We start from the raw sequence: 14,035 nt of genomic DNA, 5'->3' as shown, positions 1-14,035 counted from the left end.
GTTGCAAAGCCATCTGGCGCAGAAAGATATTGCTTACGACGACGAGTTGCAGGGCATCATTAACAGATTGTAAGCGTTGAATGAATCTGTTGAAGAAGTCAAAAGTAAGATACTCGAAAATCGCAAAGCGAAACAAAGCACTTCTTAATACAGAGGTCTGGATATTAAGGTTGTAAAACAATCTTGGTCTCTTTACCTCTGTAGCATCTCTTGAGCTGTTCCGGCTCATACACAAACTGATAAGCACCGATTTTCAGAACAATCCGAACAGGTACACTTTTACCTTAATTTTTACCCTGTATTTGCCCGTCAATGCTTGTGCGTCTATGCGCTGCTATTGACCAGGCAAATACGCCTGTTGCTAACCTTTTGGTTTTTCAGCTCTTTTCTCTTATCTCGCGAACAGGCCGGACTCGTCCGGACTTTGAACATAACAGCAACGGAACGTTTAAATAAAATTCACTGAAAATTTATCCTTTATGTTTGATGTATTTCTCCTATAGTGAAGAAAACGTCCCTGTGGGTCGATGTTGAATAGTTATTTTTAGTTTTATTTACTATCAGGAGAAAACAATGAAAATTTTAGGAAAATTGATTTTAGTTGGTTCAATACTATTTTCTGGCTTCAGTTTTGCTGGAAGCGGTAAAGCAATTGTTCCGCATTGGGGAGCACAAAGTGGGAAAGCATCTTACATATTTCTCTCTAATATTACTGACCACGATGTAATAGTCAGTATTACTTATTATGGAAAAAATGGGGCAAAGCTATCTCCTTCAACCTATACAAACTTTACCAATAGCAATACACAATTATCTGCGAGAAGTAGCAGATATGTTTCTATTCAGCCTGGTGCCTGGGACTATGGGTTCGCAACAATTGAATGGATAAATTTGCTAGATGAAGATGATACTGTCGCGTTAATAGCCCATGGTTTCAGGGTCGTGACCGCAACCACATCAACTCGTAGTGATTTTTCTGTTCAAATAAACAATGGCTTGCCATTTTAAACATAACAAGAACATATAAACATGGACAAATACGCGTTGGCAGGCGTTCTATAGCCAACAAGTATTTGGCCTTTAATTTAGTCGTTGAGCACTAATCAATAAGGAAATTCAAATGAAAAGGCAATTTATAATTTATCTGCTAATACTCATCCCGCAAATAGGTTTAGCAAATCAACTTTATCGAAGTCCTCAACCCGTCGACAACGGAAAATACTACATTATTGAACACAAGAAACTGGATGATGGACTGATAGATGTTTTGTCCAGTCGGGTAGGCAAAAACAATGCATATACAGATTTTACGAAACTCAATGCTGACTGCAAAAGTTTAAAATATCTTGAACTAGGCGGTACAAGTGAGGATGGACTCAGGGATGCTCCTACTAAAACTCTTAGACCGTGGAGTAATGCCAAATGGACAAGTTTAGTAAGTGGTTCAAGCAAATCAGATTTAGTCCAGTATGTATGTAAAGCTCAAAGGTAGTAATGTGCCTAACAAAGTGCTAAACACATTCCTTACAGGGTGAAAATGGAAAGGTGATCTGGTATCCACTTTTTACTACCGCAGAGACGAGCGTTAGCTACCAAAGTGCTCATCCAACTTTTTCAGTAATTCCAAGCCTCTTTTTTTATCACCGGTAGCAGCCAATGCTTTGAACCGTACTTCAGTATCAAACTCAGCTATCGCCTGAGTTGATAACTCTTCTATCAATTTGTTGAGGCTCAATTTTTTATGTGCCGCTAATGCCTTTAATCTATTATGTTTATCGTCTGGTAAACGCACTGTTATAGTCGACATATTAAACTCCTCTTAAATATTCTTCGGGCGCATAAACTTTCAGACCATCAAACTGTAACTCGGCATTTCGCAGATCTTTCAGGTTATTTGTTATGATGCACTTTGAGTTTCCGGCCACTGCAAGTTCAATAAGAAAATTATCGCCTTCATCTTTTAAATTAGGTCGCCACAAATAATGTATTTGTACCCACTCACAGACAGCAAAAAAAGCAGCGAGCAACTCGCTAATTTCTTCCTCGGTTAGAGGGCATAACTCTTTTATATTTGGCCTTTTACTTACGGACTCATATTCCAAAAATAAGGCAGTGCTAACAAGCGGCCTGAGTTGGGCCTGCAGACAACGCCGCACAATTTCCCGTGCTGGTCCAGCTTTGCCAATCAAAGCGCTAATAAGTACACTGGTGTCAATAACGACTTTGTCCATAATAATTATGCTAGCGTATATGCTATCACTTTTCAATTTGGCAATGGCAGCTAACAACCAAATGGTGGGACCCAAACACGCGGGCTTTGCTTTACCACGATAGCCCCTGCGTTTGCGACGTTAAATTAGAGCGTTAAATATCAAGGAAATAATCTGATGAATTGGAACAACCTAAATATCCTGCAAAAACTAATTGTAGGCTTCATCATACTCCTTATCGCTGCAACGACACCCGAGTTAATGTTACTGGTAGATTTGGGCGGTATTGAACTGGCTATGACCGCCCTTGTTTGGTATCTGAGGCCCGTAATTGCTTGGATGCATTTGAAGTGCCGTCGAATAAAAGAGGTGTTTTTCATTTTGCAGATTACACTAAAGAGAAGTGCATGGTGTCAGCCAAAAGTATTTGTTACTCAAGCTGCTTTTAGTGTAACTGCATTATTTTTAACCAGCTCGTTAGCATTGTCCATTTTCTTTTTTATCCCCGGCATTTTATTCAATTCGGCATTGGTTTAAGGCATAAAACAAAAAAATTTTAAAGCTGGAGGCTTATTCGCCGGGCCCTCTTATTTTTTATCCCGGACATCAAAATAGAAAGACAGCCCCTTTAAAGTTCAATCAATGCCCTTTTCCCCAAGCCCTGGCCTCGCTATAGGATATTTGTTTAGATCTTCGGGAAATGGGGGCAACAGAGAACGGGTTTAGCCTTTTACTGGTGCTTTGCTGGTGGATAAAAACAATGCCAAAAAGCATTTTTACTAGCCAGATAAAAAGACTTGTTACAGCGATGGCTGAATGATTTTGAAGATGAATCACATGACAATTAAACAGGAAGTGCGCAGCATGCGTTTCTGCTTCCAGAGGCATTGTTTTTGGGGTTCAGTTAACCCTAATCGTTGTTTTTACCCTCATTCGGGGAAATGTAAAACTCGGGCATTACCCTAATCGTTTTAATTTTGTTGTCTTCAATATCTACTATTTCGATGGGGTAGCCGGCAAGGCGAAAACTCAGGTGGGATTGTGGGATCTCTTCAAGGTATTCCAGAATCAGTCCGTTCAGGGTTTTTGGACCGTCAGTGGGTAAATTCCAGTCCATTTCCCGGTTGATATCGCGAATGTTGTTACTGGCGTCCACCAGGTAGGAGCCATCCTGTTGCAGGCGTGCTTCGCGATCGCTTTTCTCTTCAATAATGCTGGTGGTAAAGTCTCCGACGATTTCTTCCAGAATATCTTCCAGCGTAACCAGGCCCTGAATATCGCCGTACTCGTCCACCACCAGGCCAATGCGCTCTTTTGCAGACTGGAAATTATACAGCAGGTTATGCAGGGGAGTTTTTTCCGGCGTAAAGTGAATTTCCCGTACCGCTCTGAGTAGTGAAGCTTTAGAAAACTCGTCTTTCGACAGCAGTCTCAGCGCGTCTCTGACATGAATAAAGCCAACGGCATCATCTATGTTGTCTCTGAACAGCAATACCCGGGTGTGCTGAGCGTGGGTAAGTTGTTTTTGGATGATTTTCCAGTCGTTGTTGATATCAATGCCAAAAATGTCGTTGCGGGGCACCATAATGTCTTCAGCGGTGACTTTTTCCAGATCCAAAATGCCCATCAACATGTCCTGGTGTTTTTTCGGGATCATGACACTGGACTCATGGACAACGGTCCGCAATTCTTCTTTGCTCAGTGAATGGTTTTCGACTTCGTCCGGGTTTACCCGAAACAGTTTTAAAATCCCGTTGGTAATGTAGTTAAGGGCGATCACCAGGGGGTAAAATATTTTCAGTAGCGGGGTCAGAATAACCGAGCTGGGAAACGCAATACGCTCCGGGTAAAGCGCCGCCAGAGTTTTTGGGGTTACTTCTGCGAAAATCAGTAATACTACGGTCAGGCCAATGGTATTTATCGCTGACGCAACGGCCAGACCATAATCACTAAACCAGCGCAAACACAAAATGGCAGCCACCGTTGAGGCGCCAATGTTAACCAGATTATTGCCGATGAGGATCAGACCGATAAGCCTGTCTGGTGTATCCAGAAGACGTTCAACGCGTTTTGCTCCTTTGTGGCCTTCACTGTTTAAGTGTTTCAGGCGATACCGGTTAATGGACATCATCCCCGTTTCGGAGCTGGAGAAGTATGCGGATAGCACGATGAGTACTGCTAGTATAATAAGTAGCGTACTGGTTGATATATCGTCCAACTAGTCAGTCCTATGTAGTGTGACAGATGCAAATTTAGGTGGTTATAACATTGACTTCAAGCGTTAATCTGGCTTTTTGTCGATTTTATTAGCCCATCAGGACTTCTTTTACGATTCGGCTGCCGAAATAAGCCAATGTCAGCAATATCACTCCCACTACCGACAAACTGATAATGGTGTTGTCTTTTAATCCAACGCGCTTGTGAGCGACAATCATGCCGGCATACATAACCCAGGCGAGCGTGGTGAGGATTGTTTTGTGTACCTGGCGCTGTTCAAACATGTTTTCCAGAAAGAAGAAGCCACTGGCCAGCGACAATGTGAGTAGTCCGGTTCCCAACATCAGCAAGCGGAACAGGTTTTGTTCTACTTCCATCAGCGGGGGCAAGGAGGAGTGAATAATAACCGCCTTTTTTTGTTTTAAACGTCGATTAATAAAGGACAGCTGCAACGCGTATAAGAACGCGATGCTTAAACAGCCATAGGCCAATAAGGCAAAACTAATATGGGCCATCAGGGAAGGGCGCAACTCTATATGCATGATGACAGAACCCGGGGTGAAGCTGGCCACGAATACTGTGATTGCCGAAAAGCCGGTAACTAATGGCAATAAGAACGTTTGCTGATTGCGCAATGACAACAGCCAAATAACGGCAGTGATCATCAGAGCTGTGATAGAGCCAACGTTGATAATACTCAGGTTCTGACCATCTCCTGACAAGATGCTGTTGAGCAAAATGATCAGGTGCAGGGTAATCGCGCCAGCCGTTGCTAAGAGAGATAACTTAATGAGTGGCCCATCTTTGTGAAACCATCGACTTGCGACAGAGACAGCTGCAACGATATAAAGCGAGATGCAAATGAGATTAAGTATTATCAACATATTCATTTATTGAGAAAATTCTTCCGCCAGTATAAATAACCCGAGGCAGATACACTAGTGTTTGACGCAAATCCTTCATATTAAAAATGCAAATCCCCACAAGCGGGTACTCATTCGGTGATGCAAAAGGTATAATCAGCCAAAATTTTTCGTGAACCAGTAAGCAAGGCATCAGCATGTTCGATAATTTGACCGAAAGGCTTGGTCAGACATTAAAAAATATCTCCGGTAAAGGTCGTCTGACGGAAGACAACATAAAAGACACTATGCGCGAAGTGCGCATGGCATTGTTGGAAGCCGATGTTGCATTACCGGTCGTCAGAGAGTTTGTGGCAAAAGTTAAAGAGCAGGCTCTGGGTGAAGAAGTGGGCAAAAGCCTGAATCCAGGCCAGGTATTCATTAAAATTGTTCAGAAACAGCTTGAATCTGTGATGGGCGAGGCGAATGAAGCATTAAATCTGGCTGCAACACCACCGGCCGTGGTGCTGATGGCTGGTTTGCAAGGTGCGGGTAAAACCACAACCGTTGCGAAACTTGCCAAATTTTTAATTGAGCGTGAAAAGAAAAAAGTGCTGACGGTCAGTGCTGACGTGTATCGTCCGGCCGCAATTAAGCAGCTCGAAACGCTGTCAGCGGAAGTTAATGCTGAGTTTTTTCCGTCCACTGTAGAACAAAAGCCCCGGGACATCGTCAACGCTGCGATGGAACATGCTAAAAAGTCATTTATTGATGTGGTGTTGGTGGATACAGCGGGTCGGTTAGCTGTGGATGCTGACATGATGCAGGAAATAAAAGACTTGCATGCGGCAATCAATCCGGTGGAAACACTTTTTGTCGTGGATTCCATGACCGGTCAGGATGCGGCGAATACCGCGAAAGCCTTTGATGAAGCATTGCCATTAACCGGTGTGGTACTGACCAAAACCGACGGCGATGCGCGCGGCGGTGCGGCCTTGTCGGTACGTCAGATCACCGGCAAGCCCATCAAGTTTTTGGGTATCGGTGAAAAAAACGATGCCTTAGAGCCTTTCCATCCGGAGCGCGTTGCTTCGCGTATTCTGGGCATGGGCGATGTGCTTTCACTGATCGAAGAAGTGGAGCGCAAAGTCGATAAAGACAAAGCCGCCAAACTGGCCAAAAAGGTGCAAAAAGGCAAGGGCTTTGATCTGCAGGACTTCAAAGAGCAACTGGAGCAAATGCGCAATATGGGGGGCATGATGTCCCTGATGGACAAACTGCCAGGCATGGGTGGCATGACTGATAAAATCAAAGAGCAGGCTGGCGATAAACAGTTTACTCAGATGGAAGCCATAATAAACTCCATGACTCCTGGTGAAAGACAGCGCCCGGATATCATCAAAGGCTCGCGCAAAAAGCGCATCGCTGCAGGTTCGGGTACACAGATTCAGGATGTGAACCGTTTATTAAAACAGTTTACCCAGATGCAAAAAATGATGAAAAAAATGTCTGGTGGTGGCATGAAGAAAATGATGCGCAATATGCAAGGCATGATGCCACCTGGCGGCCCGGGTGGAATGTTTCCACCCAGATAAGCAAGCCGGTTTTGCGGGATTGATGTCACAAAGTTTTACAGTTTAAAGTTTACTATTTGCACTGAGTTGCTACTTTTACAACATTGAATTAACAGGGTAATCAAATCATGGACAATAAAGAATTCAAAGGGATATTACTGGCAGCGGGAAGTTTAGGGCTTGTGGTCTGCCTTTTTGTGTTGATTGCGTCTGCGTTATCACTGTTTAAAACCAGTAAATTGATCCTGCTTGCCTGTACACTCATTTCATTGATCCTTTTCCATGAAGGTCTGGCCAGCAATGTTCAAGCCCGCATTAAGCGCTTAGCCAGGTTTCACCTTCGGGAAATTTGGCAATCTTTGCAGGCCTGGCGCGCTAACTGGTGTGCCATTAAGGCCTGAGTCGACTGGGTTACGGCAAGACGCTGGTTTCAGATTACTCATTAGTGACTCAGAGACCAGCAAATGGCGTTGTTGTTCAGTAACCGTTTGAATTTCAAGATGTAGGCTGTCTTTTGGTGCCATTGCCTGAACCTCACTCTCTCACTTTTAAAGCATTTTCCCCGGAATATTGCCAGCAACTTCGGTCCTGGTTTACAACACCTGAGCAAATTATATTCTGGAGTGGCTACAAGTTTGGTCATCCTGCAACCCTCAATGAATTTGCAAACCAGTTAAAGCTGGTATCTATTCCTGCCTATGCCATGCTGTCAGCAGACGGACAGTTGATCGGTTTTGGTCAAATGATGTTTGATAATGGCCGTTGTCACCTGGTGCGGGTAGCCGTCAGTCCGGCTTTTCGGGGACAAGGGTATGGCAAAATGCTGTTAAATTGTTTGTATTTGCAAGGCCAGAAACTACACCAACCGCGTTACTTTTCGTTGTTCGTGAACAAAAAGAATGCAAGCGCCATAAAGCTTTATGTAAAAGCCGGATTTCAGGCCACCAGATACCATGGCGTGTTGCCCAACGACAATAGCTGGTACATGGAAAAACCGGTGTTGCAAAAGTAAACGAACTTAAAGCCACACCCGTTGAGGGTGGTTGTATAAATACAGGCTGAATGGTCAAGTTGTTATTGCGGTTGTTCAAAAAAATCTATTTTTGTGACAAATTTGCAGGATATTTGCATAACGAGTTTACGCTAAGGGTAATTGCTGTATTTTTGACGCAGTAATTACTTCATTTTATGACTAACAGATTAAAGAGTATCGAAATGGATCTAAGACATTGGTTGCTGGTTTCCCTGACTACATCATTGCTTGCCTGCGGTGGTGATAGTTCAGACGAGGATGTTGACAGCGTTACAATCCTGGTTTCTGCAGGGTCAACCGTTAATGAGCAAAGTGAAGTTACGTTAAGTGGCCGTACTACATTGGATAATGTCAGTAGTTACAGTTGGTCGGTGAGCGACAGTGATTATACCCTGGAGCATGAGGATTCAGCTTCAGTGGCTGCCACGTTAACGACGCCTGAAGTCAGAACAAGTAGCGAGCAAGTCACGCTGACGCTTTCTGCGACGTCTGAAGAAGGCGGTACCATAAGTGGCACCTTTACCCTCACCGTTGAACCCGTCAATATTGCACCAACGGCTGACGTTGCCATTTCCCAGGACAACCGTTTTGACGAAAATACCTATGGTGGCGCGATTGCCGTGACCTTTACCGGTAGTGGTGCAGATGAAGATCCTATTGATGCAGAAAGCCCAATCAGTGCTTACAGTTGGCAGCAAGTATCGGGAACTGATGTACTTACTGGCCTCGACGTGTCAGGCAGTAGTCTCACTATAACTACACCGGCCTTGGCAGCGTCAGAAACACTGGGGTTTGAATTTACGGTAACAGACAATGAAGGAGGCACTTTTACTGAACCTTTCGAAATAGTGGTTCTGGATGTGACTCAAACCCATCCAATTGCCGAAGCGGGTGAGGCCATTACGATCATGGAAGGTGAGCGATTTTTATTGGCGGGTTCAGCAACGTCACTGAGCGACGATGCAACGCCGTTTTTGTTTGAATGGACCAATAATTCCAGTGATCTGGCCGAATTCGCGGATGCGTCGGATGCAACCACTTATGCGGATGCCCCGGCCGTCACAGAAGATACGGATATTACTATCGACCTGCGAGTCGTGGATCAATTTAATAATGAAGACAATGATCAGGTGGTAGTGACAGTACGTGAAATGCCCGCCACCTATGTGAATGATACCGGAGTGGTGGTCAATGTTTCCAATACCGGTCTTATCAACGGTTCCAGTCACAGCTTCCCTGGTCAGGATGCCGATATTGGCCGTGACCGCATGCATGAATCTGATGTATTGGAAAAGGCCGGCGCCGGAGATGAAGGCTTTGATTTTACGAAACTGGACGAATTTGGTGATGAAATTGACGCCACCGAAACCGACTGGAGTTGTGTCAGAGATAATGTCACCGGATTGATTTGGGAGTTAAAAACCAACGATGCCGGTTTGCATGATGTTGATAATACTTATTCCTGGGTTTCGAGTACCACCTCAGAGGAAAACCAGAATGATAGTGCCAGTTGTACCATAGCTAACTGCAACACCGCCGCATTTGTAGAAGCGGTTAATGCTGAAGGTTTGTGTGGTTTTTACGACTGGCGTATCCCCACCCACAACGAGCTGATGTCTATCATGCATTTTGGCGAGTCAGGTGGAACCTTTGTTGATCGTGATTACTTTCCATTTAATAGCCCGGATACCAGCGTACCTACCTGGTATTGGACCAATGTTCAAAATGTTGATGGCGCCAGTGGTGACACCCTGCAAAACAGTTGGGCTATCGACTTTAGTTCTGGCAACGACAACTTTTTATTGAAATCCAGCGAAAATTACCTTCGTCTTGTGCGTGCAGGCCGGTAAAAAGGAGAACAACATGAAATTGAATACCTTATTGTTATCAGGCTTTTTAATGATGGCATCATTTGTTCAGGCGCAAACCTGCGTCAGTGGAATCGGTGAAACCGCACCGCAAACAAATTTTACAGATAATGAAGATGGCACTGTGACCGACAATACCACCGGACTTATATGGATGCGTTGTAGTTTGGGGCAAACCTGGAGCGATTCCAGTAATACATGCACTGGCGATGCTACCGCCATGACCTGGCAAGAAGCGTTGCAGGCGACTTATGGCTACGAATTTGCCGGTGCCAATGACTGGCGCCTGCCAAACATCAAGCAATTGTTGAGTATTACTGAGAAGTCGTGTGTGCGTCCTTCTATCAACGAAGACATTTTTCCGGAGACCACTTCGGACGACTACTGGACCAGTACACCATCGCTGACCGATTACAGCATGGCCTGGGTTGTGGCCTTTTTTAACAGCAGTAATTCGTTGAAAGAAAAGGACGCCTTTATCTATGTGCGTCCGGTCAGAGTCGCTGATTAGTAGCCGGTTTCGATAATTGATTTTAAAGGCCTGATATCAGGCCTTTTTGCTTTTTTTACGGGAATTTTTATTAAAGGGTTGGTCGCTACTAAATCGCGTCAGAGCTTTATTGGGTTTACCTTTGGCGTGCGCCTTATTGACCGACTTTCGCTCATAATCTTTTTGGGCTTTGCCTTTTAACTCACCTTTGCGCTCCGGTGGAACCAGGTGTTTAGGGCCGTTGCCAATTAAATGAGCTTTACCCATTTTTTTCAAAGCTTCGCGCAACATGGGCCAGTTAGCCGGATCGTGATAACGTAAAAACGCCCGGTGTAAGCGGCGATGTCTTTCACCTTTGGCAATGCTGACATTCTCACTGTCGCGCGTGATCTTATGGATGGGGTTCTTCTCCGAGTGATACATAGTAGTGGCATTAGCCATTGGAGAAGGATAAAAGTTCTGCACCTGATCCAGTTTAAAGTTATTTTCTTTTAACCACAGCGCCAGGTTCAGCATATCAATGTCCCTGGTGCCAGGGTGTGCAGAGATAAAGTAGGGGATCAGATATTGTTCTTTTCCGGCTTCTTTAGAGAACTTATCAAATAACTCCTTAAAGCGATAATAGGTGCTCATGCCCGGCTTCATCATTTTGCTCAATGGGCTTTCTTCTGTGTGCTCAGGAGCAATCTTTAAATACCCGCCCACGTGATGAGTAACTAACTCGCGCACGTAATTGGGATCTTCGATGGCCAGGTCGTAGCGCACACCTGAGGCAATCAGCACTTTTTTAACGCCTTTGACGTCCCGTACTTTTCGGTACAATTCTACTGTTGGGGTTTGATCGGTATCCATATGGCCGCAGATATCTGGCCATACGCACGACAAGCGGCGACAGGTTTGCTCTGCTTTGGCACTTTTACAGCGCAGTTTATACATGTTTGCGGTGGGACCACCTAAATCGGAAATCACTCCGGTGAAACCGGGCACTTTGTCGCGGATTTGTTCTACTTCGCGAACAATAGATTCTTCCGAACGGCTCTGAATAATCCGTCCCTCATGCTCGGTGATGGAGCAGAAAGTACAGCCACCAAAACAACCTCGCATAATATTGACCGAGGTTTTAATCATGTCATAAGCCGGGATCTTTTCTTTGCCGTAACTGGGGTGGGGGACCCGGGCATAAGGTAAATCGAACACGGCATCCATTTCTTCGGTTTCTAATGGATAAGCGGGCGGATTTATCCAGATACTTCTGTCGCCGTGGCGCTGCATTAGTGCGCGGGCACAACCTGGATTGGTTTCCTGATGTAAAATACGCGAGGTATGGGCATAGTGGGTTTTCTCATCTTTGACCACTTCAAAGGCCGGCAACTTTACATAAGTCTTATCCCAGGGCTTGCGTCGTGTCGCTCTTGGATTAAAGGGTTGCACTGTAATGGCTTGCGTTGTATCTGTTTTGGCATCAGCCGCATTTTGCGTGCTGCAATTTTCTTCCCACTCCTGATAAGGGCTGGGAATGGGGTCAATCTTTCCAATCTTATCGACACTGGTGGAATCAACGCCTAACCAGTCAGGTAATGCGTGTTTGACAATGATCGCCGTGCCGCGCACATCCTGCATGTCTTTAATGTCTTCTCCGTTTGCAAGGCGGTGAGCCACTTCTAAGAGTGGTCGCTCGGCATTACCAAACATCAGCATGTCAGCTTTGGCGTCAAACAAAACTGAACGGCGCACTTTGTCAGACCAATAATCGTAGTGAGCAATACGACGTAAACTGGCCTCAATTCCACCGATGATAACCGGTTTTTTATAGGCTTCTTTACAGCGCTGGGTATAAACGGTTACAGCTCTGTCAGGCCGTTTGCCATGGACATTGCCGGGTGTGTAGGCATCGTCGTGGCGGAGTTTGCGATCGGCGGTGTAGTGATTGATCATGGAGTCCATGTTGCCAGCTGTTACCCCAAAAAACAGATTGGGTTCGCCCAGCGCCATAAAGGCATCTTTGGATGTCCAGTCTGGCTGAGCAATAATACCTACTCTGAACCCCTGAGCTTCCAGGGTGCGGCCAATCACTGCCATGCCAAAACTGGGGTGATCTACATAGGCATCGCCGGTTACCAAAATGATATCGCAACTATCCCAGCCCAGTTGATCCATTTCTTTGCGAGACATAGGTAAAAACGGTGCAGGATCGAAACATGCCGCCCAGAACTTTGGAAACGAAAACAATCCCCGTTCAGCTTTCATTCGCTCAACGGGCTTTTTGACAACAGCCATACAAACTCACTTAAAAAATAACTTTGTTAGTTTAACAAAATTTTCTCACAGAATATCCAGCTTTATGGTTTATGCTTTGGGGATTTTTTTAAACTCGTGGTCATTCACTCATTTTCAGGGAAGCTACACGTGAAAAAACTTGTTATTTTGGTTCTGTTTTTAGTGTCTGTGCATTTTATTAGTCGGTATAGTCTGGGATTTTCTGTTTACCGGTTGGGCGATGCCATTGATGTGGCGGCCAGTCTGGGGGCTAAACTGGCGTGTTCGGCAAAATATGTCTCAGGCTTTGACGACGACCAGATCATCGAGGATCTCGCGTCCTATTCTCCAGCTACCCGCTTGTTAGCGCTAAATTATGAGGTTGACCAGCAACGGGTAACTGCCAATCTGCATGGAATGAGTGAGTATTCTGCGAAGTATCGTCCCGGACTGGGTTGTACCCTGGAGATAGGTGATACCGCGCCGTTGGATGAACTTGTCGCTCCTGAACTGGTTCAGCAATCATTACCCTGGCCGCAAGGGGAGCAGGTCACCACACTTAGCCGCGAATATCAGCAACTGAGTGAAAATATCCTGGCGTCTGATAATCAAAACGGTTTACAAACCCGGGCACTTCTGGTGGTTAAAAACGGGGTGGTAGTGGCTGAGTCATATGCGCCTGGTATCGACAGTAATACACCGCTGTTGGGCTGGTCTATGGGCAAAAGTGTGACCGCAATCATGTTGGGGCGCATGGCGAACATGGGCTTGCTGGACACAGAAGCGCCCACTGGTTTTGCTTCCTGGCAGGGTGATGAACGCAAACAGATCACCCTGGAGCAACTGTTGCAAATGTCTTCCGGGCTGAAATTTGACGAAACCTATGCGCCAGGTAGTGACTCTACGCGTATGTTGTTTACTGCCCATAGTGCCTCAGAGGTGGCATTGACGGCCACCGCTGATAAATCACCCGGTGGTTACTTTTCTTATTCTTCCGGCACTACCAATATCCTGATGCGGTGGATGAGAGATCAGTTGGGGAGCAATCAGGCATTAATTGATTTCTTTTATCAGGAGATTGCACAGCCGTTACACCTTGCTAACACTGTTTTTGAAGTGGATCCATCCGGGGTTTTTGTTGGCAGCTCTTATATTTTTGCCAGTGCGCGTGACTGGGCCAGAATGGGACTGTTGATGTTAAACAACGGCAAAGCCGGCGAACAGGTATTACTTTCCGGGCAGTGGGTCAGAGATACCCAATCCCCAATTAAAGCCGAAAATTATCAGCAATATGGCTATCAGTTTTGGCTAAACCGCGGTGGCAACCAGGTGCGCTGGTCTGAATTGCCCGAGGATGCTTATATGATGATGGGCAATCGCAAACAAATAGTGATGATCATACCTTCCCAAAATATGGTTATCGTCCGACTGGGCTGGACTTCGGGGAGCTATCCGACGGAAGAGAACTTTGCACGTTTTGTCGGGCTTTAATTCTCCATGTTTTTCAATAATTAACTTGCAATTAAGCCCAAAATCCGTACAATT

Annotated in this window: 14 protein-coding genes; 9 read left to right on the top strand and 5 right to left on the bottom strand. The window is 45.3% G+C overall.

The genetic code is table 11. The annotated features are described in order from the left end of the window. The first annotated feature begins 573 nt into the window (after positions 1–573). Positions 574–1,008: a hypothetical protein gene (locus tag LJ740_RS03960; RefSeq protein ID WP_229527746.1), complete on the top strand. Its 435-nt coding sequence runs from the start codon at positions 574–576 to the stop codon at positions 1,006–1,008. Positions 1,009–1,120: 112 nt separating this feature from the next. Beyond that, positions 1,121–1,492, top strand: coding sequence for a hypothetical protein (locus LJ740_RS03955; protein ID WP_229527745.1), 372 nt, complete (start codon positions 1,121–1,123; stop codon positions 1,490–1,492). Between the two features lie 93 nt (positions 1,493–1,585). Here LJ740_RS03955 and LJ740_RS03950 read toward each other — a convergent pair whose 3' ends face one another. Together LJ740_RS03950 and LJ740_RS03945 are read right to left on the bottom strand one after the other, a co-directional pair. Next, a complete protein-coding gene (locus LJ740_RS03950) occupies positions 1,586–1,807 on the bottom strand; it encodes a toxin-antitoxin system HicB family antitoxin (protein WP_229527744.1) in 222 nt (73 codons plus the stop codon). Between the two features lies 1 nt (position 1,808). Then, complete coding sequence (locus tag LJ740_RS03945; protein ID WP_229527743.1) at positions 1,809–2,231, bottom strand: putative toxin-antitoxin system toxin component, PIN family; 423 nt, start codon at positions 2,229–2,231, stop codon at positions 1,809–1,811. 156 nt (positions 2,232–2,387) lie between these two features. Between LJ740_RS03945 and LJ740_RS03940 the strand changes: the two genes are divergently transcribed. After that, positions 2,388–2,747, top strand: a complete 360-nt coding sequence (locus tag LJ740_RS03940; protein WP_229527742.1) for a hypothetical protein — start codon at positions 2,388–2,390, stop codon at positions 2,745–2,747. A 373-nt stretch (positions 2,748–3,120) separates the two neighbouring features. On the opposite strand, the gene LJ740_RS03935 is transcribed toward LJ740_RS03940, so the two are convergent. Then, positions 3,121–4,428, bottom strand: a complete 1,308-nt coding sequence (locus tag LJ740_RS03935; RefSeq protein WP_229527741.1) for an HlyC/CorC family transporter — start codon at positions 4,426–4,428, stop codon at positions 3,121–3,123. 88 nt (positions 4,429–4,516) lie between these two features. Continuing rightward, positions 4,517–5,317, bottom strand: coding sequence for a cytochrome C assembly family protein (locus LJ740_RS03930; protein WP_229527740.1), 801 nt, complete (start codon positions 5,315–5,317; stop codon positions 4,517–4,519). A 170-nt stretch (positions 5,318–5,487) separates the two neighbouring features. Here LJ740_RS03930 and ffh point away from each other — a divergent pair, with 170 nt between their 5' ends. From ffh to LJ740_RS03905, 5 genes are all read left to right on the top strand, one after another. Beyond that, positions 5,488–6,864, top strand: a complete 1,377-nt coding sequence (ffh, locus tag LJ740_RS03925; RefSeq protein ID WP_229527739.1) for a signal recognition particle protein — start codon at positions 5,488–5,490, stop codon at positions 6,862–6,864. 107 nt (positions 6,865–6,971) lie between these two features. Continuing rightward, positions 6,972–7,244 carry a hypothetical protein gene (locus LJ740_RS03920; RefSeq protein ID WP_229527738.1) on the top strand — a complete coding sequence of 91 codons (273 nt, stop codon included), beginning with the start codon at positions 6,972–6,974 and terminating at the stop codon, positions 7,242–7,244. 116 nt (positions 7,245–7,360) lie between these two features. Further along, complete coding sequence (locus tag LJ740_RS03915) at positions 7,361–7,855, top strand: GNAT family N-acetyltransferase (protein WP_229527737.1); 495 nt, start codon at positions 7,361–7,363, stop codon at positions 7,853–7,855. Between the two features lie 203 nt (positions 7,856–8,058). Continuing rightward, positions 8,059–9,726, top strand: coding sequence for an Lcl C-terminal domain-containing protein (locus LJ740_RS03910; protein WP_229527736.1), 1,668 nt, complete (start codon positions 8,059–8,061; stop codon positions 9,724–9,726). A gap of 13 nt (positions 9,727–9,739) precedes the next feature. Next, the gene (locus tag LJ740_RS03905) at positions 9,740–10,255 is read left to right on the top strand and encodes an Lcl C-terminal domain-containing protein (RefSeq protein ID WP_229527735.1); all 516 of its coding nucleotides are present in this window, start codon (positions 9,740–9,742) and stop codon (positions 10,253–10,255) included. Between the two features lie 36 nt (positions 10,256–10,291). Here LJ740_RS03905 and LJ740_RS03900 read toward each other — a convergent pair whose 3' ends face one another. Beyond that, positions 10,292–12,511, bottom strand: coding sequence for a YgiQ family radical SAM protein (locus LJ740_RS03900; RefSeq protein ID WP_229527734.1), 2,220 nt, complete (start codon positions 12,509–12,511; stop codon positions 10,292–10,294). 129 nt (positions 12,512–12,640) lie between these two features. Between LJ740_RS03900 and LJ740_RS03895 the strand changes: the two genes are divergently transcribed. After that, a complete protein-coding gene (locus tag LJ740_RS03895; RefSeq protein WP_229527733.1) occupies positions 12,641–13,981 on the top strand; it encodes a serine hydrolase domain-containing protein in 1,341 nt (446 codons plus the stop codon). Positions 13,982–14,035: the final 54 nt, after the last annotated feature.

The sequence above is a fragment of the Planctobacterium marinum genome, assembly GCF_020687805.1.
Taxonomy (GTDB): domain Bacteria; phylum Pseudomonadota; class Gammaproteobacteria; order Enterobacterales; family Alteromonadaceae; genus Planctobacterium; species Planctobacterium marinum.
Note: the sequence above shows the minus strand (reverse complement) of the source record. Positions and strands in the feature narration are given on the sequence as shown.

Coding starts and splice junctions, on each gene's coding strand:
- LJ740_RS03960 (WP_229527746.1), top strand. CDS start 574: ATGAAAATTTTAGGAAAATTGATTTTAGTTGGTTCAATACTATTTTCT.
- LJ740_RS03955 (WP_229527745.1), top strand. CDS start 1,121: ATGAAAAGGCAATTTATAATTTATCTGCTAATACTCATCCCGCAAATA.
- LJ740_RS03950 (WP_229527744.1), bottom strand. CDS start 1,807: ATGTCGACTATAACAGTGCGTTTACCAGACGATAAACATAATAGATTA.
- LJ740_RS03945 (WP_229527743.1), bottom strand. CDS start 2,231: ATGGACAAAGTCGTTATTGACACCAGTGTACTTATTAGCGCTTTGATT.
- LJ740_RS03940 (WP_229527742.1), top strand. CDS start 2,388: ATGAATTGGAACAACCTAAATATCCTGCAAAAACTAATTGTAGGCTTC.
- LJ740_RS03930 (WP_229527740.1), bottom strand. CDS start 5,317: ATGAATATGTTGATAATACTTAATCTCATTTGCATCTCGCTTTATATC.
- ffh (WP_229527739.1), top strand. CDS start 5,488: ATGTTCGATAATTTGACCGAAAGGCTTGGTCAGACATTAAAAAATATC.
- LJ740_RS03920 (WP_229527738.1), top strand. CDS start 6,972: ATGGACAATAAAGAATTCAAAGGGATATTACTGGCAGCGGGAAGTTTA.
- LJ740_RS03910 (WP_229527736.1), top strand. CDS start 8,059: ATGGATCTAAGACATTGGTTGCTGGTTTCCCTGACTACATCATTGCTT.
- LJ740_RS03905 (WP_229527735.1), top strand. CDS start 9,740: ATGAAATTGAATACCTTATTGTTATCAGGCTTTTTAATGATGGCATCA.
- LJ740_RS03900 (WP_229527734.1), bottom strand. CDS start 12,511: ATGGCTGTTGTCAAAAAGCCCGTTGAGCGAATGAAAGCTGAACGGGGA.